Origin of the sequence: Kurthia zopfii (assembly GCF_003143955.1) — a bacterium.
In the GTDB taxonomy this organism is placed as follows: domain Bacteria; phylum Bacillota; class Bacilli; order Bacillales_A; family Planococcaceae; genus Kurthia; species Kurthia zopfii.
Window position 1 is genome coordinate 105806 of record NZ_QFVS01000001.1, and the last position, 22143, is coordinate 127948.

Genomic DNA, 22143 nt, shown 5'->3' on the forward strand with positions numbered 1-22143 from the left:
AAATGGCTTTAAGAACACATGATTGTGGCGTACTACGTGCTGAAAACGTAGGTGAACGCGTTGTATTAAAAGGTTGGGTACAATACCGTCGTGACTTCGGTGGTTTAATTTTCATCGATTTACGTGACCGTACTGGATTAACTCAAGTGGTATTCACTCCAACAAACTCTCAAGCAGCTTTAGATTTAGCAGATTCATTCCGTAGTGAATATGTTATCGAAGTTGAAGGTGAAGTTCGCGCTCGTACAACAGATATGGTAAACCCTAACTTAGATACAGGTATGATCGAAGTTTATGTTGACCGTGTTGAACTAATTAACAAAGCGAAAACACCTCCATTCCAAATCGAAGACCGTATTCAAGTAAATGAAGATTTACGTCTGAAATACCGTTACTTAGATTTACGTCGTCCAGTAATGTACAACACTTTCAAATTACGTTCTGACGTAACGAAAGTAGTACGTAACTTCTTACAAGACGAAGGTTTCTTAGAAGTAGAAACACCAATCTTAACGAAATCAACTCCTGAAGGCGCACGTGACTACTTAGTACCTTCTCGTGTACATGATGGTGAATTCTATGCATTACCACAATCTCCACAATTATTTAAACAATTATTAATGGTTTCTGGTTTCGAACGTTACTTCCAAATCGCTCGTTGTTTCCGTGATGAAGATTTACGTGCAGATCGTCAACCAGAATTCACTCAAATCGATATGGAAATGAGCTTCTTAAATCAAGAACAAATTCTTGATATTAACGAACGCTTAATCCAAAAAGTAATGAAAGAAGTAAAAGGTATAGACATTCCTCGTCCATTCCAACGCATGAAATACGATGAAGCGATGTCTCGTTACGGTTCAGATAAGCCAGACGTTCGTTTTGACTTAGAATTAATCGACCTTTCAGATGTAGTTGAAGGTTGTGGATTCAAAGTATTCGCTCAAACTGTAGCTGATGGTAAACAAGTGAAAGGTTTAAACATCAAAGGCGCTAGCGATCAATACTCTCGTAAAGATTTAGATGAATTAACGAAATTCGTTGGTCGTTACGGTGCGAAAGGTCTTGCATGGATCAAAGTTACTGAAACAGGCGTAGAAGGATTAACTGGACCAATCGGTAAGTTCTTCCAAGATGATTTCGGCGTGAAATTAATGGAACGTATGGGTGCAGAACCTGGCGATACATTAGTATTCGTAGCAGACAAACCTTCAGTAGTAGCTGACGCATTAGGCGCTTTACGTAAAAAACTAGGGAAAGATTTAGGTTTAATTGATAACTCTAAATTTGCATTCCTATGGATTACTGACTGGCCATTACTTGAGTATGATGAAGAAGCGGGTCGCTACACAGCAGCTCACCACCCATTCACTCGTCCTTTCGAAGAAGATATGGAATTAATGGATACTGATCCTGGTAAAGTACGCGCGCAAGCATACGATATCGTTCTTAACGGCTACGAGCTTGGTGGCGGATCATTACGTATTTACGAAAAAGATTTACAAGAAAAAATGTTCGAAGTACTTGGTTTCTCTAAAGAGCAAGCGCAAGAACAATTTGGTTTCTTAATGGATGCATTTGAATTCGGCGTTCCTCCACACGGTGGTGTAGCATTCGGTCTTGACCGTTTTATCATGCTATTAGCTGGTCGCGACAACTTACGTGACACAATCGCATTCCCTAAAACTGCTTCTGCAAGCTGTCTATTAACTGATGCTCCTTCTGAAGTAGCAACAGCTCAATTAGATGACTTACACATTCGTGTAAAAACAATGGCTGACGAAGATTAATTAAATAATAATTGCTCTACAGTTGCACTTGAACATAAGTGTCGCTGTAGAGCTTTTTTTGTGTTGGAACAATTCAGGTTAAATAGATTCACAAATAACGCGGTACTTGTTTGTTCGTGTGGGGTTTTCTTCAAGCGGGGATCATTTCACTGTTATTGATCTGTAGTAATGATAGATCATTTTTAGAGGCGAAAAATGTAATTCCTCTTAGAAAAACTAGTGCTTAAGAAATGGTTGAAATGCAATGTCGTTTTGTTGCGCAAGTGAGAAGTCAATTGTTTTCATCTATAAATCGCTTGAAATATGAATGTGTGACACAATTATTTCAAAAATCTGGTATTGTATCTTATAGGTCAAATGGTATAATAAAACTAAAGAAAAATAATGTACATATTTTGGGAATGCTCATAAATAAAAAAAATTTACTTTTTTATATCATATTATTTGAAATAAACAGAAATCTTATGTTATTGTGTTTGTAATAACAAATCCTGATGTGTTCGTTGCTAAACATCAGTTTTGACCGAACACCATTTATAAGGGAGTCCAACATCTTTTAGTAGAGAATATGCCCTCCGGGGACATTGATCGACTAAATTGAGGACACCCACCTGCTGAGAGCGGGTTTAAACGATGATTTATAAATGACGGCACAATTGGGATTTGTTCTTATTATGACTATTCCCACCTCTGATGACTAAATCAGGGGTTTTGTTATTTTTTTATCGAAAGGAGAGAATCAGTCGTGAACAGTGTAGGTCAATTGTGTTTTTGTAATAGTGGCAAAAAATTAAGTGAATGTTGTTTCTCAAAAAATAATATAACGATTGAAAGACACTGGTGTGCGATTAAATCTCGAATTACATATGAGTTTATTTTCACCCACCAAACAAAAGGTGAATTTGAAAAATTGATTGTGCCGTGGCTTGGAGAAAGTCGAATGGCAGCACTATCGAAAAGTAAGTCCGATTTGCCACTATTTGAAATGGTGACAGATGCGTACTATTTTACAGCGAATAAACGTGAGTGGGGCTTCTTTTTGATGAAGAAAATGAAAGAAATCGTCCAACCTAAATCGCATATCATGCTTTCGAAATGGAAGGAACCGGTGTTTTTCATCGGTCAAATCATTGATTTTATCCATGATTTTGTCATTGTCAAAGATGTTATGAATGATGAAATCGTCTATATTCAAAATTTGGAAGTCGATGAATCGAAATTACATTCAATCATTGTATGCCAATTATTATCTGGCGCAAACCCAAACTTTTATACAAAATTAAATACCGCGTTATTTATAGATGCAAAGGATTTGGATTTTTTAGAAGCGATTAAACAATTAATTGATCAATCGAATCAAACGACTTTGCAAGATTTTTATGAGCAGCATATTTTAGGTTGCTTAGATATTATTTTGCCGAATGGCGAATCCATTGTTGAAAGTGAAGCATGTAACCAAATTGAACATACGGAATCAATTATTCAGCTTGAGTATGAATTGAATCGAATGGGTGTAAACAACGAAGATTTGATCATTGTTTTTGAAAAATATTTGATTGAAGTTGAAAATGTCCAAAGAGTTCGAACACGCAAAAAACAGGCGTTAATAGCTGGTATTATTGACTTTGCGATTAAATATGATTTCATTCCTAAAATGATGACTAAGAAAAAATTAGGCGAGTTCTATGAAATTTCAACAAGTACAATCACAAGGAAAAGTCAGAAAATCTCACTTTATTTTGAAGAAGTATTTGATTTTTCTTTAATTGAGCAAATGCGCCAATCGAAAGAAAGGATTGGAACGGATGCGACACAAGAAGAATTTACGAAGTGGCAAGTGAAGAAGCAAATGGAGAAACTTGTTTTTACAAATGAATTAGATCGCAAGAGAATGGAAAAGGCTCTGCAGGAAATACCGTACAATCCGCAAAAGAAACAACTTAAGGCGCAGAAGTATGCCTATGAAGCATACTGCGCGAGAAATCAAAAAAGACGGTGGGATTTGGCTGCGTTAGCTTTATCAAAAGATCCGAAAAATATTGATGCGCAAATTATTTTATCTGAAAATCAAGAAATCCCTAAAAGAATTCAATTGCTAAGTAATCTCGAATGCAGCGATTATTCGGAACGTACAGTCTTGCTCAAAATTACATTGTATTTTCAAATCGGAGCGTATGAGGAAGCACTAAAAACGATTGAATCAATTCCGGAAACCTTGCTGCAAAAAATAAAAATTCTGCATTATTTTAAAACAGTATTGTATGTATTATTTAAAAAGATCTCAACGGAACAAGTTATTCATAGCAATCTGCCGAATAAGTTGAATCCGATGGAAGCGTGGTTATGTTATTCAATTGCTCACTATTTGAAATGGAAAAGTGAGGATCATTTTGAAGCTGAAGCAAAATCATTGAATCGATTTGTTCCATTCTATTTAAAAATGGGAAAAGCGCCATTTGGTTTTCCGACAAATAGTTACTTTGAAAATGGCGATTTGAATGAAGCAAAAATCATTTACTTCCTTATTTCTCCTTTATTTTAAAAAAACATTCGACTAGACAAGTTATTGTAAAATGCTTTCACAGCAACAATAACTTGTTTTTTTGTTTTATTCCAATCTATTAAGGGAATAAAATTTCAAAATAAAGGGTTTTCAAATAATTGTGAACCCTTTATAATTGGTATAGACAACTATACCAATTAGCAAGACAATACAATAAGGGAGTGAATCAGATGTTAGCATTTTTGCAAAAAATCGGGAAATCATTAATGTTTCCGATTGCTACACTTCCAGCCGCTGCACTATTAGTACGACTCGGTGCAGATGATATGCTTGGTTGGAAAGTAATGGCATCAGCAGGGGATTCGATTCTTGGCAATCTTCCACTAATCTTTGCGATTGGGATCGCGATGGGCTTCGCATTTGATGGAGCAGGGGGAGCAGCACTTGCCGGGGCAGTGGCACACATTGTATTAACGGGTGTATTAAAGTCAGTTAATGAGGACATTAATATGAACGTTTTCGGAGGCGTAATTGCCGGGGTAATTGCCGGACTACTTTATAACAAATTCTATAATGTTAAATTCCCAGAGTGGTTATCGTTCTTCGGAGGTCGACGGTTTGTCCCGATTATAACCGCCGTCGTCATGATGTTAATTGGTTGGGTATTTGGATATGTATGGCCGCCAGTTCAAGGTTGGATTGATTCAGCGGGTAACTGGGCAATTGATAATGGTTCAATCGGGGTTGGGGTGTATGGTTTCTTAAACCGTCTACTTATTCCTGTAGGACTGCATCACGTAATCAATACAGTTGTATGGTTTGATTTCGGATCATTCACAACTGCAGACGGCACAGTCGTAAAAGGTGAGATTAACCGATTCTTAAAAGGTGATCCGACAGCTGGACCATTCTTATCTGGTTTCTTCCCAATTATGATGTTCGGTCTTCCAGCAGCATGTTTAGCAATGTATATGGCTGCGAAAAAAGAGAAAAAAGCAATCGTTGGTGGTATGTTCGTTTCCATCGCTTTAACAGCATTTATTACAGGTGTTACTGAACCAATTGAATTCTCATTCATGTTCTTATCACCAGTACTATATGTCGTTCACGCGGTATTAACAGGACTATCCTTAATGGCAGCAAATTGGCTCGGAATTCATGATGGTTTCGGATTCTCCGCAGGTTTAATTGATTATATTTTAAACTTCGGGATCGCTCAAAAACCATTGCTACTGATTCCACTCGGATTAGTAGTCGGGGCAATCTACTTTGTAATCTTCTACTTCTTAATTATCAAATTAGATTTGAAAACGCCAGGTCGTGAAGATGATGACGAGGAAGATGAAGATGGCGCACCACTTGTTGGTTCGACAGATGAAGTTTTAGATGCTAAAGCCTATCATACAATCGAAGGATTAGGCGGCAAAGAAAATATTAAACATGTTGATTATTGTACAACGCGACTTCGTTTAACTTTAAACGATTCATCTGTAGTAGATGAGAAGAAATTGAAGAAATACGGCGCTCGTGGTGTCATGAAAATTAGTAAAACAAATGCACAAGTCATTATCGGAACTTCTGTAGAGTTCTTAGCAGAAGCAATGAAATCAAGATTGAAAGCAGGGAATCCGCCATTAACTTCTGAAGTGAACGCAGAAGCTGTGCAAGAGGAAATGACGAGTGATGGTACTGAATTCATTCCGAATGATTTCGTCATGCCAGTAACAGGTGACCTCATTCCATTGAATGAAATCCCGGACCAAGCATTTGCATCAGGTGCGATGGGGCCAGGATTCGGTATTAATATTGAAAACGGTGAAATTAAATCACCTGTGGATGGGAAAGTTATGATGATTTTCCCTACGAAACATGCAATTGGCATCGTTTCAGATACAGGATTGGAAATTTTAATTCATATCGGACTTGATACAGTTAAGCTGAACGGCGAAGGATTCGAAACACTTGTTGAAACTTCTCAATTAATTCAACGAGGAGATCCGCTAATCAAAGTTGATTTGAATTATGTCGCAGGTAAAGTTCCTTCAACAATTACACCGGTTGTTCTAACGAATGCACATGGTAAAAATGTTGAAATTCTAAAATCAGGACGTCAAGAAGCAGGTACAGAAGGCATTATTGATTTAAGGTAATGTAAGATGAGCCTCTAGTCTCTTGGCTAGAGGCTTCTTATTTTGAAATGGAGGATGTTTAATTATGACGAATTCCATACTCATTAAAAATGTTCAAGTCGTAAATGCTAATTACTCGATTGAAAAAACAGATGTCTATGTTGTAAACGGTAAAATACAATCAATCGAACAAAATATTGATCTAACTGATCTTCAAATTATAGATGGCTCGAATCAAATTTTATTCCCTGGATTTATTGACATGCATATCCACGGTTCTGCAGGTGTAGATACGATGGATGGCAAGCAGGAAAGTCTTCATAAGATGGCGAAATCCTTAGTAAAAGAAGGGGTTACAGGTTTTTTAGCAACGACGATGACACAGAAGTTAGAAGAAATTGAACATGCATTGGAAGCGATTGGACAATTTGAAAATGATGCGAATGAAGCAGAAATTTTAGGCGTTCACATCGAAGGGCCATTCATCTCAATTAAGAGAGTCGGCGCGCAACCGGAAGAATATATTATCCCACCAAATATTGAAACCTTTAATCATTGGCAAAAGCTATCTGGTGGCATGATCAAAGAAATAACAGTCGCACCTGAAGTTGAAGGTGGCTTTGACTTTGTAAAAGAACTGTCGAAACAAGGCATAGTTGTATCCATTGGGCATTCAGATGCTACTTTGGAAGAAGTTGAACGAGCCGTATCGCTAGGCGCAAAACAAGGAACACATCTCTATAATCAAATGCGTCCATTCCATCATCGTGATCCAGGTGTAGTGGGTGGCACATTATTAAACAATCAAGTGAAAACAGAAATCATTGTCGATTTCATTCATAGCCATCCGAAATCAGTTGAATTTGCTTATCGTTTAAAAGGCGCAAGTCATATTATTCTCATAACGGATGCGATGCGAGCAAAAGGCGTACCTTATGGCGATTATGATTTAGGCGGCCAAATGGTTCATGTAACGGAAACAGGGGCGCATCTACCAAACGGTGCATTAGCAGGAAGTATTTTGACGATGGACCGAGCGATTCGAAATATGAAACAAGCGACAAACTGCTCATTAGAAGATTTGGTTGCGATGTCATCTTACAATGCAGCACAACAAATGAATCTTTCGAATAAAGGGGTAATCAGCGTAAATGCGGATGCAGATTTCGTCCTTTTATCTAAGGATTTAGTTGTACAAAAGACAATAAAAGCAGGTAAAGTAGTGTATGAATAAGTGATGAGGAAGGTGAGAATAATTGGTCAATAAAAATTCCCATGTACCAATTTATATTCAAATCGAAGAAGAATTAAAACAAAGAATTTATTTAGGTGAATATGAAGTTGGCTCGCCAATTCCCTCAGAACGTGATTTGTCTAACAGTTTTGAAGTAAGTCGCATGACTGTTAGGCAAGCAATCACGAACCTTGTGTCGAGTGGTATGCTCTACCGCGAAAAAGGGCGAGGAACATATGTGTCGACGCCAAAATTAGAACAGCCTTTAAATGGTTTGACGAGTTTCACAGAAGATATGCGCGCTAGAGGATTAACACCGAGCAGCAAAATAATAAAGTTCGAACAAATTCTCCCACCATTTGATGTGGCGAAAGATTTACTACTTGAAGATGGAGAAGAAGTTTATTTCATGGTGCGAATTAGAAATGCCGACGATCAACCGATGGCAATTGAGCGAACATACATACCAGTGAAGACACTACCAGGGCTAGATGTGAAGAAATTGAATGGATCACTCTATAAAATTGTGGAAGAAGAATATCAACAAAAGATTGGCAATGCAATACAACAGATGGAAGCATCACTAGTTGCCAAAGAAGATAGTAAGTATTTGCAGATGGATGTGAGTGCGGTTGTCTTAATCATTAAGCGAATTAGTTTTTTATCGGACGGCCAGCCTTTTGAACTTGTAAGGTCTGCTTATCGAGCGGATCGCTACAAATTTATTAGCGAAATTCAAAGATAGAGGTGTTCAGATGAGTGCTTTTTTTGAAAATATTCGTCATTTAATTGATGAAATAGAAAAACAAGAATCCCTTGCAATGGAGAAAGCAGCTGAAGTGATTGCAAAATCAATCGAAAATGGTGGAATCATGCAATTATTTGGCAGTGGACATTCCCATTTATTAGCACAGGAAACCTATTACCGTGCTGGTGGGCTTGTTCCGGCAAAGCCCATACAAATAGAGGGATTAATGTTACATTCAGGTGCGATTACATCATCTGAAAATGAGAAAAACCTTTCAAAAAGCGAGGAATTCTGGCAGGAAATTTCACTCAAACCAAATGACGTACTTGTCGTAATTTCTACAAGTGGGAGAAATCCAATCCCTGTTGAAATGGCTTTACGAGCGAAGAAATTGGGTATACCAGTAATAACGCTACAATCACTTTTTTATAGCCAACAGCCTTCAAGGCATCCATCTGGAAAGCGATTGGAAGATGTGGCGACAATCGTTCTAAATACACATGTGCCAATAGGTGACGGCATTGTAACCGATGACAAACTACAATATGGGCCGGTGTCGACGATTGCAGGTGCAACAATAATAAATGAAGTGATTGTGCAAGTGATCCAAATTCTTCAATCAAAAAACATTGAACCACCTGTTTTCAGTAGTAATAATATTGAAGCTGAAAACAATAATGACGTTTGGCTACAAAAATATCAAAATCGAATTAACTTTAACTAATCGGAGGTTTTATCATGGAAAAACAATATAAAATTACAAGCGCAGAAGGATTACACGCAAGACCTTGCACATTACTAGTTTCAGCGGTTACACCATTCGCATCGGATGTTCAAATTAGCTACAACGAGCGTTCAGTGAACTTGAAATCAATTATGGGTGTCATGGCATTAGGTATTCCATCAGGCGCGACAATTACCATTTCTGCAGAAGGTGCAGATGCAGAAGCAGCATTAGAAAAGGCGGCTACAGTGATTACAAGTGAAGGTATTGGCATAGAAGCCTAATATGACACAAATCAAAGGGATCGGGGTTTCAAATGGTATCGCTATCGCATCTGCTTACCGCCTAGTAGAACCGGATTTATCATTTGAAAAAGTTGAAGTAGCAGACCATGTAGCTGAGAAAAATCGATTTAATGAAGCAATTTTACTAGCAAAAGGTGAATTAGAGTTAATTCGTGAAAGAGCGATTGAGAAATTCGGCGAGGATAAAGCCGCTATTTTCTCGGCCCATTTGCTCGTATTACAAGATCCTGAATTAAAAACGGCAATCGAAGCCAAAATTGATGAAGGTATTAATGCGGAAGCAGCGCTTGAAGAAGTATCAACAATGTTCGTGACGATGTTCGAATCGATGGAAAATGAATATATGCGTGAGCGAGCAGCTGATATTCGCGACGTTTCCCATAGATTATTATCAAAACTACTTAACCGAGATTTACCGGATTTAACGACGATCAACGAAGATGTCATTATTATTGCGGAAGATTTAACCCCTTCGATGACAGCACAATTAAATAAGGAATTCGTCAAAGGTTTTGTGACGAATATCGGTGGACGTACATCCCACTCTGCGATTTTAGCTAGAACTTTAGAAATTCCTGCGGTCGTAGGAACGAAAAATGCGACAGAAAGCGGCACTACAAATGAAATGATTATTCTTGATGGCTCAAAAGGCATCGTGATTTTCTCCCCTTCTACTACAGAAATCGAGCAGTATGAGCGTGAGAAGAAGGAATTTGAAGCAGAACAGCAAGCGCTAAAAGCATACGTCGATGAAGTAAGCCAAGATGCTGATGGTCATCATGTAGAACTCGCTGGGAATATCGGCCGACCTGATGATCTAGAAATCGTATTAGCGAACGGTGGCGACGGTGTAGGGCTATTTAGAACTGAATTTCTTTACATGGATCGCTCAGATTTCCCAACGGAAGAAGAACAATTCCAATCCTATAAAACCGTTTTAGAAAAAATGGGGGATAAACCAACAGTTGTACGTACTCTCGATATTGGTGGCGATAAAGAACTTCCTTATTTGAAATTACCACATGAAATGAATCCGTTTTTAGGGTATCGAGCAATTCGACTTTGCTTAGATGATCGAGATTTATTCCGTGTCCAATTACGCGCACTTTTAAGAGCGAGTGTATTTGGTAATTTGAAAATTATGTTCCCGATGATTGCGACTTTAGATGAATTTAGAGAAGCAAAGAACTTCCTTTTAGAAGTGAAGGAGCAGTTAATTTCTGAAGGCGTAGATGTATCCAACTCTATCGAAATCGGCATGATGGTTGAGATTCCATCAGCTGCGGTGATTGCTGATTTATTCGCTAAAGAAGCAGATTTCATGTCGATTGGCACGAATGACTTAATTCAATATACATTTGCAGCAGATCGAATGAATGAAAAAGTATCCTACTTGTATCAACCATACCATCCTGCGATTTTAAGACTTGTGAAAAATGTCATCGATGCAGGTCACGCGAATGGCAAATGGGTAGGTATGTGTGGCGAGATGGCGGGCGATCCAATAGCGATTCCACTATTGCTTGCACTGGGATTAGATGAATTCTCAATGAGTGCATCATCTATTCTCCATGCCAGAAAACAAATTTCTACGCTATCAAAAGCACAATTAAGTAGCCATATTGATCATATTTTAACACTTTCAACAGCTCAAGAAGTTGAAGCGTTTGTGAAGCAAATTACACAATAATAGGAGAAGAAAAAACTGCCATTGGCAGTTTTTTTTGAACGGAGGAATAGGATGGACATTCGAAAAATTGAGCCTGAAGAATACTCGCAAGTGTTAGATTTAAGATCCTATAGCTTTCAAAGTGTGTATAACGAAGCAAAATTAGATGACTTTCTTCATTGGTTAAATGCAGGGCATGCAATCGGATGTTTTGAGGAAGGTGAATTGATTGGACAATAACTAGTTTTGCCATTAAACATTACGCTAAGAGGACAGAATCTAGCGATGGGAGGGATTGGATTTGTTGCGACCTATCTCGAATATCGTAATAAAGGTGTCATGAAAGCAATTATGATTGATGCACTTGAACGTATGCGGCATCATGGACAAACTATACCCGTTTTAGCACCGTATTCGACGAGTTTTTACAGACATTTTGGTTGGGAATTATTTCAGGAACAACTGCAATTTAGTTGTGAACTATCAACTATTGGCGCAGATCCGAAATTAATGAATGAAGTGAAAAGGACATCTTTTGATCGTGTCAATGCGGCTGTATGGCATGACATTAAACAGTTTCATAATCCACTTGCGAACAGTAGAGATAGCATGATGCAACGTAGTGATGCATGATGGTATCGGATTGAAGAGTGACGACCGAATAGTCATTTTGCGGCATTTTATGAAAACGGGGAAATCATTGGCTATATTCGTTATACAATTGGCAATTTAGTGTTTAAGTTAGAAGAACATCGTCATTTACCAATTACTGTACAGGCGAAGGATTTATGGCATTCACAGCTTATAGATGACTTAATCATCGGGAATATGTATGCTTCAGAAGAAGAACTTGAAGCACTCGGACGACTAAATCGCTCGACTCTATCCTTAAAAGTCGAGTTAAGTGATGGAATTAGTCAGTTAGAACAGAAAATTATTTTGGAAGAAAAGCATTTTAATCGAGGCGATGTTTCTGCATATGTCATTCGCAGTACACAACCACGCGTTAAGTATAAAGATGAATCCGTTCCACCACTTGCGCCGCAAACATTAATGCCTGGTGATCTGACAATTGATAATGATTTAGATATTCGTTATAAAGGCGAGCTGAATATCGTCTTAAAAGAAATGCCGAATGAAGGAAAGACGAATGTCGTTGGAAAAGTAGTTGAATCCGAACGATTTCTAATTCATCAAATTCGGCCTTGGGAAACTTTTTCATTCACAATGAAGTAAATTTTCGGGAGGTTGTTCACTAGAGCAACCTCCTCACTATGTATGGAGGTATTCATATGCCAATTATTTTAGGAATCGACGGCGGTGGTACTTCGACAGTTGCTGTTCTCTCAGATGAAACTGGTCAAGTACTCGCGAAAGTTGTTGGAGGATCAAGTAATCCTACAGCAATTTCAAGACTGCAATTCGAATCGGAACTTGCCAAAATAATAAGCAAATTAAAAGAACAGAATGAAAATGCCTTTGAAAAGGTAGAATGTTGCTTTGCTGGACTTTCTGGGGTAAAAGAACTGTCTTTTGAAAAAATTGCAAAATCAGTCATTCAACAGTTCTATGATGACACTGTTTCGATTATAATTGAAAATGACGCTTGTATCGCTCTTTTTTCGGGTACATTAGGAATGCCGGGCATTGTTCAAATCGCAGGCACTGGAGCAATCACTTATTGTTTAGACTCTCATAATAACTCTTACAGAGCAGGTGGTTGGGGTTATCTATTTGATGATGAGGGCAGTGGCTACGATTTAGGTAGAGAAGCATTAAAAGCTGTTGTAAAATCCTACGACCATCGTGGGACAGAAACAGTGCTTACTGAAAAAGTATTGAACCATTTTCAAATTGACAGTGTTACAAAAATTGTCGATTGCATTTATAATGATGAGCATCCGAGAGCAATCATCGCGCCGTTAAGTCGTTATGTGATTGAAGCCGCTGAAGAAGGCGACTATGTAGCGCAAGTTATTTTGTCACGAGCAGCGCAGCAGTATATTCTAGCAATTGAAGCGTGTGCATCCCAAGCGAGATGGGATGTCCGGAAAGAACTGCCAACTGTTTTAGCTGGTGGCGTTTTTACGAACTTTAATCTGTTCTATGACGTCTTAATGAAGCAACCAATGAATTTTCAATTACAATTTTTACAACCCAAATTGATACCTGTAGGTGGAGCAATCATCGGTGGATTAAAGCAGTTAAACGAAGAAGTGACAACTGAATTTATACAAAACTTCGCAGAACAAATGAAAATGAAGTATTAAAGGAGATTGCTATGTCAATTAAATTAGAAATTATAAAAAATGAAGACGAGTTATATACTCGCGCTCTTGAAATTTTCCAAAATGAATTAGCTAAAGGATCAAATACATTCGGATTAGCTACAGGTGGAACGATGGTGCCATTATATGAAAAAATGGCAGCTAGCGACATTGATTTTTCAAAATGTAATAGCTTTAACTTAGATGAGTATGTCGGTCTACCAGCATCGCATCCCGAAAGCTATGTATCTTTCATGAAGACGAACTTATTCAGCAAAAAGCCTTTCGCACATTCAGAATTACCGAATGGTGAAGCAGCTGATCCAGTCGCAGAAGCTGCACAATATGAAGAAAAACTTAGAAATGCTCAATTAGACTTTCAATTACTAGGAATTGGTGAAAACGGTCATATCGGCTTCAATGAGCCTGGCACACCGTTTGATGCACCAACTCATGTAGTTGAACTGACACAATCGACTCGTGAAGCGAATGCTCGTTTCTTCAACTCGATTGATGAAGTACCTACGAAAGCAATTACAATGGGGATTTCTTCAATTGCTCGTGCAAAAACAGTCTTATTAATCGCTGTTGGCGAGAAAAAACGTGACGCTCTTCATGCATTAATCAATGGTGAGGCAACTGTTGAAGTTCCTGTAACAGCATTGAAAGATCATCAAGATTTCATCGTTTTAACAGATTTAGACTTATAATAATTATTAGCTTTGGAAAGTCATCTTTCCGAAGCTTTTTTATTTTGAAGGAAGCTTGCAATTTATCGCAGGAAATTGTATATTTTTTTCATAGTAATTTTGTAGGAATACTTATAAAAACATTTCAAAACATCGGAGTGAGTCATTTGTTACATCAATTTTCAAGAAATGAATTAGCAGTCGGCGCAGCTGGCATCGAGAAATTAAAAAATACAACAGTCGCTATTCTAGGCATTGGCGGAGTCGGTTCATTTGCAGCGGAAGCAGTTGCGAGAACTGGAGTAGGCCGCATTATCCTTGTCGATAAAGATGATGTCGATATTACGAATATTAACCGTCAATTAGTCGCATATATGTCGACAATTGGACGCTCTAAATCAGCAGTAATGAAAGAAAGAATTGCCGATATTAACCCGGATTGTGAAGTACATGACTTGCATATGTTCTATACGGAAGAAACGTATGAAGAATTTTTCAGCTACAAACCGGATTATGTCATCGATGCTTCGGATACTGTTATTTATAAAATTCATATTATGAAGGAATGTTTAAAACGCGATATTCCGATCATTTCAAGTATGGGTGCAGCAAATAAAATGGATCCAACACGTTTTAAAATCGCTGATATTTCAAAAACGAATACAGATCCACTTGCAAAAGTTATTCGTACGAAATTAAGAAAAGAAGGAATTAAAAAAGGGATTCCGGTAATTTTCTCTGATGAAAGTCCAATTGTGATTCGTCCAGATGTAGTGGAAGAAGTCGGGAACCCAGATGCGGCGATTCGTAAAGCGAAAATGCCACCATCATCTAATGCATTCGTACCGTCATCTGTGGGACTGATTGCAGCGAGTTGGGTGATTCGTAAAATCCTTGAAGATATTCATATTTCAACAATGAGAGATAAATAATTAAGTAAGCCGCTCGCTGAATTTCGGGCGGTTTTACTAATTTTTGAAACTTTTTGCCAATTCAAGTAGTATATTATACGTAAAACATCACAAGGAGGAGTTTCATGACTTTAGCAATAAAACAAGTGACGAAGAAATACAAAGATTTTGTCGCAGTCAACGCACTTGATTTTACGATTGAACAAGGTGAAATCTTTGGTTTAATCGGACAAAATGGAGCCGGAAAAACAACTACTTTCCGTATGATTTTAAATTTGCAAGAAACGACAGAAGGCGAAATTCTTTGGAAGGGGAAATCCGTACATAAGTTAGATCGTGATTTCTTAGGCTATTTACCAGAAGAACGTGGCATTTTCCCTCAAATGAAAGTAGAAGAACAGCTATATTTCTTCGGTACTTTACGTGGGAAGTCTAAAAAAGAGTTGAAGCCGGACATAGATTATTGGTTAGAAAGATTTGAACTAGTCGAAAAACGAAATGATAAAGCTGAAACATTGTCAAAAGGGAATCAGCAAAAGGTTCAACTGATCGCGAGTTTCATTCATAAACCAGAGTTTTTAATTTTGGATGAACCGTTTAGTGGTCTTGATCCAGTCAATAGACAGCATTTAATGGATTCAATTATTTATTTGAAAAAACAAGGGACGACGATATTGTTCTCAAGTCATCAAATGGATAATGTAGAAGAACTTTGTGATCATCTATGTATTTTAAAAAGAGGTGTATCGCTTTACGCAGGTGGCCTTCAACAATTAAAAGAAGTATATGGCAAAATTAAATTATCGATTCGAACAGATAAAACTTTCGATGAGCTTGCGAATTTAACTGGTGTGAATCGCGTTCAAAAAACGAAAGACGGTTTCACATTATTTTTAGAGGATGAATCATATAGTGAAGAAATCTTCCATTACTTAAATGGTGGTAAATATATGGAGAAATTCAGTTTAGATTATTTATCTTTAGACGAAATCTTCAAGTTAAAAGTAGGTGAGCCAGTTGAGTAAATTAATGCTTTTAGTCAAACAACTTTATAAACAAAAAGTAACATCGAAATCATTTATCGGATTAACTATTCTCTATTTAGCCATTATTGCTGTTGTATTTAACTGGTCATCGATTAAGGATGTTTTTAAAAGCGATGATTCGAATGTCAAAATTGCATTCGTCGATGAAACGAAAGCGAATCTGTACGACCAATTCCCTTCTTCAGACGATTTAATGTTCATGCGAATGAAAGACTCTGAAGAAGTAGTGAATAAGCGAGTGAAAAAGGGCGAAGTAGATGCTGCGCTTTACTTGAAAGATGAAAAAGGGAAGTTAGTGGTGAAATTAGCTACTGCAGACTCTTTAGATTTGGAAATCCAGTCTACGATTAATCAGCTAGCGGAGAATGCTGGGAAGATTTACAGCGTTCAAAAAATGAATTTAACGCCAGAACAGGCGAAGCAAATATTAGAAACACAAACACTTGTTAAACAAGTAGATTTATCAGAAACAGTCGCTTCAAAAACCTCAGATGAGAAAAGTGCAGGAATTCTTGTCGCATATATTATCGGTTTCTTAATCTATATTTTCGTGACAAGTTATATGTCAATGATCACGACGGATATTGCATCTGAAAAAGGATCGCGTGTATTAGAAGTGTTAATGGCTTCAGTAAAACCATCGACACATCTATTCTCGAAATTAATCGGCGTATTTTTAACAGGCATGACGCAAATCATACTATTATTTGCGGGTGCGTTTACAATCGCTAAATTTTCATCGAAATCTGAGTTAGTAAATGGTGCATCTTCCATGATGAAACAATTGTCACCAAGCTATTTCATTTATGTAAGCTTATTCTTCGTACTTTCAATTATACTGTTCCTAATTATCGGTGCTTTAGCAGGTTCGTTAGTATCGAAAGTAGATGAAGCTTCTCAAGTAATGATGCCTGGTATTTTCATCACATTGATTGGTTTCTATGTCATGATTTCAGGTATGGGTAATCCAGATTCTATGCTCATTAAAGTATTCTCATTCATTCCATTTACATCAGGAATGGTCATGACTTTACGAATGGGCGCGACAGACGTATCGAACTTCTATATTTTAGTTTCATTAATTACGTTAGCAGTAACTGTAATGGCACTATTCGCAATCAGCTTAACATTCTACAAGCGTAGTGTATTAACTTACAGTACTGGCGGGATTATTCAAAAAATCAAAACCGTATTAAAAGTTACAACATAATAAAAAGCAGCAGTCACATGTCACAGTGATTGCTGCTTTTTGCTATTTTTTAAAAGATTTAAGCTTGTCATAAATACTTGCCATTCGTTGTTCTTTACCGGCATGGACAGGCTTGTAATACTCTCGTTTTGCTAATTTGTCGGGTAAGTATTGTTGATCAACCCAGCCACCGAAAGTTCCTACAGGTGTATTGTGAGGGTATTTGTAACCGACGACACCTAATTCTGCTGCGCCGCCATAATGAGCATCGCGTAAATGTGGTGGAATCTCACCCGCATTGCCTTTATGAACATCATGAATTGCCGCATCAATTGCTGAAATGCCAGAATTTGATTTTTCAGCAAGACACATTTCAATTACCGCTTGTGCTAAAGGAATTCTCGCTTCAGGCATACCGAGTCTTTCAGCAGATTGAACAGCAGCTAGCACATGTGGACCAACTGCAGGGTCCGCTAAACCAATATCTTCATAGCTAATGACAAGTAAGCGTCGATTTACTGCAACTAAATCGCCATTCTCCAAGCAGTTTGCTAAGTAATATAACGCAGCGTTTACATCGCTACCTCGAATTGATTTTTGTAAAGCGGAAATCAAATTGTAAAATTGATCTCCTTTTTTATCACCGAACACACCAATTTGCTTCGCTAAACTATCAACGACTGAATCTTTCACGATGGCGACATCATCTTCTTCATCTGAAGAATAGTAAACAGATTCAAGTAAATTCAACGCTTTCCGTGCATCGCCATTACCTGCTGACGCAATTTTTTGTATTTGTTCTTCCGTGATGTTAATGCCGATTTTACCAAGTCCTCTTTCATCATCCTTCAGTGCTTGGTGAACAAGTTGCTCGAGATTGTCAGATGTTAAGCGTGAAAGTTGTTTAATCTCGCCACATCTTGAACGAATCGCTGGATTTACGTCATGGAATGGATTTTCTGTTGTCGCGCCGATTAAGATGATCGAGCCATTTTCAACATGGGGTAAAAGTGTATCTTGTTGCAACTTATTGAAGCGGTGGATCTCATCTAGGAAGAGGATGACCTGTCCTGAAAAATGCGCTTCACCAACGATACCTTCTACGTCTTTTTTGCCTGCACGAGTGGCGTTGAGTGCAAAGAAGGGCGTGTCGACACTACCTGCTATTGCAAATGCAAGTGACGTTTTGCCGATGCCGGGTGGGCCATATAGAAGCATGGACGGAACATGACCTTTTTTGATCATTTTATATAAGTTGGTAGTCGGTCCGACGATGTCTTCATGGCCGATTATTTCATCGATATTTCGAGGGCGCATTCGGTACGCTAACGGTTCATTCGACATTCAATCACTCCTACATTTAAGTTTACTGTCTGTTATTAGTTTAACAGACGCGGTTAAAATTGCATCAATTGAAAGGCTGAAAATTGAATGATCAGCGGAAACAAATTTTCATGTAGCAAAACCAAGTACAAAGGGTGGTCTTATGTTATAATTTAGCGATAAAGAATTTAAATATACGAGGTGGATCCAATTGAAAATCTCAACTAAAGGCCGCTATGGTCTAACGATTATGATCGAATTAGCAAAACAGTATGGTCAAGGGCCAATCCCTTTAAGACAAATTGCGACGGATAATCATTTATCTGAGGCGTACTTAGAACAATTAGTTTCTCCGCTACGTAACTCTGGATTAGTGAAGAGTGTTCGTGGTGCATATGGTGGCTATATGTTAGCGAAACCACCGCATCTTATTTCTGCAGCAGATGTTGTAAAAGTACTTGAAGGCCCAATTCAACCAGTTGAAGGAATCGAAAATGAAGCACCTCCACAAAGAGAATTGTGGATGCGTATTCGTGATGCAGTGAAAAATGTGCTGGATACGACGAGCCTAGAAGATTTAGCGAAATATACAGAAGAAAACACAGAAGATAATTTTATGTTCTACATTTAAAAGGAGATTTTTTTAATGAACGACATCTATTTAGACCACGCAGCAACATCGCCAATGCATCCTGAAGTAATTCAAGTAATGACGGATACAATGTCGCAAGTATATGGCAACCCATCATCAATTTACGGAATCGGTCGTGAATCGAGAAAATATTTAGATGATGCGAGAGCAGTAATTTCAAAATCAATTGGAGCAAAAGCGAGTGAGATTGTCTTCACGAGTGGTGGTTCTGAGGCAGATAATTTAGCGATTTTTGGGACAGCACACGCACGTCAACAAGAAGGACGACATATTATTACGACTCAAATCGAACATCATGCGGTGTTAAGAGCATGTGAACGACTTGAAAATGATGGCTTTGAAGTGACGTATTTACCTGTTGACAGTCGTGGTATGATAGCTATCGATGACTTAAAAAATGCACTGAGAAATGATACGATTCTTGTAACGATTATGTACGGTAATAATGAGGTTGGAACGGTTCAACCAATTGCTGAAATCGGCCAATTATTAAAAAATCACCCAGCTACATTTCATACGGATGCCGTTCAAGCATATGGCATTGAACAATTGAATGTGGATGAATTAGGTGTGGATTTACTATCAACTTCAGCACATAAATTAAATGGTCCAAAAGGAATCGGTTTCCTATATGAGCGTGCTTCTACGAAGATTGATCCACTATTAGTTGGTGGCGATCAAGAGAGAAAACGCCGCGCAAGTACTGAAAATGTACCTGCAATTATAGGTTTTGCAAAAGCTGTCGAACTTGCTCAACAGTCCATGCAAGTAAAACAACAACAATTTGAGCAATATCGTAATTTCATCCTACAAAAATTGGATGAGGCACAAATTTCATACCATACAAATGGGGATGCCCTTCACGCATTACCTCACTTGTTAAACATTAGTTTTAAAGGTATGGATGTTGAGTCATTTTTAGTGAACCTTGATATGGCTGGAGTTGCCGTGTCGAGTGGTTCTGCTTGTACAGCGGGTTCACTTGATCCTTCACACGTACTTGTCGCGATGTATGGCAAAGGCGCTGAAGAACTACGTAACTCAATCCGCATCAGTTTTGGCTATGGACTTGACGATGTGCAAATTGAACGAGCTACACAGTCGATTGTGACCGTTGTAGAGCGTTTTACGAAATAATGAGAAAAGGTGAAGTAAAACAATGACTAGAGAAATTAAAGATCCATCGAAAACACGCGTAGTAGTAGGTATGTCAGGAGGCGTCGATTCTTCTGTAACGGCACATGTTCTTAAAGAACAAGGCTATGAAGTCATCGGGATTTTCATGAAAAACTGGGATGATACAGATGAGAACGGTTTTTGTACAGCGACCGAAGATTATGAAGATGTTATTAAAGTTTGTAATCAAATTGGAATTCCATACTATGCAGTAAACTTTGAAAAACAATATTGGGATAAGGTTTTCTCTTATTTCCTTGAAGAATATAAAGCAGGACGTACTCCAAACCCTGATGTTATGTGTAATAAAGAAATTAAGTTCAAAGCATTTCTTGAACACGCATTACGTCTAGGTGCAGATTATGTTGCAACTGGGCATTATGCTCGTATTGAAGAAACTGACGAAGGCGTTAAAATGCTTCGCGGTGTTGATCATAACAAAGACCAAACTTACTTCTTAAACCAATTATCACAAGAACAACTGTCGCATGTCATGTTCCCAATCGGAGACATTGAAAAGCCGCGCGTTCGTGAAATTGCGGAAGAAGCAGGTCTTGCAACAGCTAAGAAAAAAGATTCAACGGGTATTTGCTTCATTGGCGAAAGAAATTTCAAAGAATTTTTAAGCCAATACTTACCGGCACAACCAGGTAATATGGAAACATTTGATGGTCGTGTCATGGGTAAACATGATGGCTTAATGTATTACACATTAGGTCAACGTCATGGTCTTGGAATCGGTGGCGATGGTGAGCCTTGGTTTGCAATCGGTAAAGATTTAAAACGTAATGTTCTATATGTAGGACAAGGTTTCCATCACGATAAATTGTATTCAACTAGCCTAACAGCAGTGAAAACAAGTTTCACAACAAATCGTGAAATGCCAACCAAATTCAATTGCACAGCTAAATTCCGCTACCGTCAAACAGACGTACCTGTAGAAGTGGAAATTTTAGAAGATGGTCGTTGGAATGTGACTTTCTCTGAAGCTACTCGTGCCATTACACCAGGTCAATCTGTCGTATTATACGATGGTGATGAGTGTCTAGGTGGCGCAACAATTGATGAAGTATTTAAAAACGGCGAAAAATTAACATACGTAGGGTAATAGGAGTTGGATTTTGTGAATCACAATGAAATTGGTATTAAAGCAATGCAAGAAAAGCGCTTTGAAGATGCAGCAAAAGCATTTACAGAAGCGATCGAAGTAAATCCAGAGGAAGCGATTGGTTACATTAATTTTGGTAACCTTCTAGCTTCAATGGATGATAATGAACGTGCGGAAAGATTTTTCCAAAAAGCATTAACAATTGATGAAGAAGCGGCAACTGCTTACTATGGTTTGGCGAATCTTTACTACAATAGCGAGCGTTTTGAAGAAGCGGCTAAACTATATGAACGTTCAATTCGTGCAGGCATTGAAGGGGCAGATGCTTACTTCATGCTAGGTAAATCATTTGAAGCAGCTGGAGATACGAAATTAGCGTTACCTTATTTACAACGCGCTGCCGAGTTAGCTCCAGACGATATTCAAATCCGACTTTCTTTCGCCATTTTAATGTGTTCATTAGAAATGTTTGAACAGGCGGAAAAAGAATTACGTCATATTATTGATGTTGATTGGAATAATGCAGATGCACATTATAATTTAGGTGTATTATTTGCAGTTTCAACAGAAAATATTAAAGATGCGCAATACCATTTACAACAAGCTTATACATTACAACCTGAATTCGATCAAGCTCGTTATATTTACGATATGCTTGAACAGAAAAAAGGTAACTAAAA

19 protein-coding genes, 1 other RNA gene and 1 pseudogene are annotated in these 22143 nt (G+C 38.0%); 20 read left to right on the plus strand and 1 reads right to left on the minus strand.

What is annotated here, in order from left to right:
* Positions 1-2: 2 nt before the first annotated feature.
* The 16 genes and pseudogenes from aspS to DF281_RS00580 all read left to right on the plus strand — a co-directional run bounded on the left by aspS (position 3) and on the right by DF281_RS00580 (position 17225).
* Positions 3-1790: an aspartate--tRNA ligase gene (aspS, locus tag DF281_RS00505; RefSeq protein ID WP_109348297.1), complete on the plus strand. Its 1788-nt coding sequence runs from the start codon at positions 3-5 to the stop codon at positions 1788-1790.
* Between the two features lie 485 nt (positions 1791-2275).
* A non-coding RNA gene (gene ssrS / locus DF281_RS00510) (6S RNA) lies at positions 2276-2457 on the plus strand.
* Between the two features lie 78 nt (positions 2458-2535).
* A complete protein-coding gene (locus tag DF281_RS00515) occupies positions 2536-4332 on the plus strand; it encodes a hypothetical protein (protein ID WP_115329390.1) in 1797 nt (598 codons plus the stop codon).
* A 191-nt stretch (positions 4333-4523) separates the two neighbouring features.
* Complete coding sequence (gene nagE, locus DF281_RS00520) at positions 4524-6443, plus strand: N-acetylglucosamine-specific PTS transporter subunit IIBC (protein ID WP_109348299.1); 1920 nt, start codon at positions 4524-4526, stop codon at positions 6441-6443.
* 64 nt (positions 6444-6507) lie between these two features.
* The gene (gene nagA / locus DF281_RS00525; RefSeq protein WP_109348300.1) at positions 6508-7656 is read left to right on the plus strand and encodes an N-acetylglucosamine-6-phosphate deacetylase; all 1149 of its coding nucleotides are present in this window, start codon (positions 6508-6510) and stop codon (positions 7654-7656) included.
* A 22-nt stretch (positions 7657-7678) separates the two neighbouring features.
* Complete coding sequence (locus DF281_RS00530) at positions 7679-8401, plus strand: GntR family transcriptional regulator (protein ID WP_109348301.1); 723 nt, start codon at positions 7679-7681, stop codon at positions 8399-8401.
* A gap of 10 nt (positions 8402-8411) precedes the next feature.
* Positions 8412-9128: a sugar isomerase domain-containing protein gene (locus DF281_RS00535; protein ID WP_109348302.1), complete on the plus strand. Its 717-nt coding sequence runs from the start codon at positions 8412-8414 to the stop codon at positions 9126-9128.
* A gap of 14 nt (positions 9129-9142) precedes the next feature.
* Positions 9143-9412 (plus strand): phosphocarrier protein HPr, encoded by a 270-nt coding sequence (locus tag DF281_RS00540; protein WP_109348303.1) that lies wholly within the window; start codon positions 9143-9145, stop codon positions 9410-9412.
* Position 9413: 1 nt separating this feature from the next.
* The gene (gene ptsP / locus DF281_RS00545; protein ID WP_109348304.1) at positions 9414-11123 is read left to right on the plus strand and encodes a phosphoenolpyruvate--protein phosphotransferase; all 1710 of its coding nucleotides are present in this window, start codon (positions 9414-9416) and stop codon (positions 11121-11123) included.
* A gap of 51 nt (positions 11124-11174) precedes the next feature.
* Positions 11175-11735, plus strand: a pseudogene (locus DF281_RS00550) (GNAT family N-acetyltransferase).
* 99 nt (positions 11736-11834) lie between these two features.
* Positions 11835-12338 (plus strand): phospho-sugar glycosidase domain-containing protein, encoded by a 504-nt coding sequence (locus tag DF281_RS00555; protein WP_240605491.1) that lies wholly within the window; start codon positions 11835-11837, stop codon positions 12336-12338.
* 56 nt (positions 12339-12394) lie between these two features.
* Positions 12395-13372 (plus strand): N-acetylglucosamine kinase, encoded by a 978-nt coding sequence (locus DF281_RS00560; protein ID WP_166636038.1) that lies wholly within the window; start codon positions 12395-12397, stop codon positions 13370-13372.
* An 11-nt stretch (positions 13373-13383) separates the two neighbouring features.
* Positions 13384-14079, plus strand: coding sequence for a glucosamine-6-phosphate deaminase (locus DF281_RS00565; RefSeq protein ID WP_109348308.1), 696 nt, complete (start codon positions 13384-13386; stop codon positions 14077-14079).
* 146 nt (positions 14080-14225) lie between these two features.
* Positions 14226-14990, plus strand: coding sequence for a tRNA threonylcarbamoyladenosine dehydratase (locus tag DF281_RS00570; RefSeq protein ID WP_109348309.1), 765 nt, complete (start codon positions 14226-14228; stop codon positions 14988-14990).
* 104 nt (positions 14991-15094) lie between these two features.
* The gene (locus DF281_RS00575) at positions 15095-15994 is read left to right on the plus strand and encodes an ABC transporter ATP-binding protein (protein ID WP_109348310.1); all 900 of its coding nucleotides are present in this window, start codon (positions 15095-15097) and stop codon (positions 15992-15994) included.
* Positions 15978-17225: an ABC transporter permease gene (locus tag DF281_RS00580; RefSeq protein ID WP_240605492.1), complete on the plus strand. Its 1248-nt coding sequence runs from the start codon at positions 15978-15980 to the stop codon at positions 17223-17225. The genes DF281_RS00575 and DF281_RS00580 overlap by 17 nt, the downstream gene beginning before the upstream one ends.
* Before the next feature lie 42 nt (positions 17226-17267).
* Here DF281_RS00580 and DF281_RS00585 read toward each other — a convergent pair whose 3' ends face one another.
* Positions 17268-18548 (minus strand): replication-associated recombination protein A, encoded by a 1281-nt coding sequence (locus tag DF281_RS00585; RefSeq protein WP_109348312.1) that lies wholly within the window; start codon positions 18546-18548, stop codon positions 17268-17270.
* A 190-nt stretch (positions 18549-18738) separates the two neighbouring features.
* Between DF281_RS00585 and cymR the strand changes: the two genes are divergently transcribed.
* Genes cymR through DF281_RS00605 form a run of 4 tightly spaced genes read left to right on the plus strand, consistent with a single transcriptional unit; the run spans position 18739 to position 22141 of the window.
* Positions 18739-19158 carry a cysteine metabolism transcriptional regulator CymR gene (cymR, locus tag DF281_RS00590; protein ID WP_109348313.1) on the plus strand — a complete coding sequence of 140 codons (420 nt, stop codon included), beginning with the start codon at positions 18739-18741 and terminating at the stop codon, positions 19156-19158.
* A 15-nt stretch (positions 19159-19173) separates the two neighbouring features.
* Entirely contained in the window at positions 19174-20316 is a 1143-nt protein-coding gene (locus DF281_RS00595; RefSeq protein WP_109348314.1) for a cysteine desulfurase family protein, read from the plus strand.
* A 22-nt stretch (positions 20317-20338) separates the two neighbouring features.
* Positions 20339-21463 carry a tRNA 2-thiouridine(34) synthase MnmA gene (gene mnmA, locus DF281_RS00600; RefSeq protein ID WP_109348315.1) on the plus strand — a complete coding sequence of 375 codons (1125 nt, stop codon included), beginning with the start codon at positions 20339-20341 and terminating at the stop codon, positions 21461-21463.
* A gap of 15 nt (positions 21464-21478) precedes the next feature.
* A complete protein-coding gene (locus DF281_RS00605; protein WP_109348316.1) occupies positions 21479-22141 on the plus strand; it encodes a tetratricopeptide repeat protein in 663 nt (220 codons plus the stop codon).
* Positions 22142-22143: the final 2 nt, after the last annotated feature.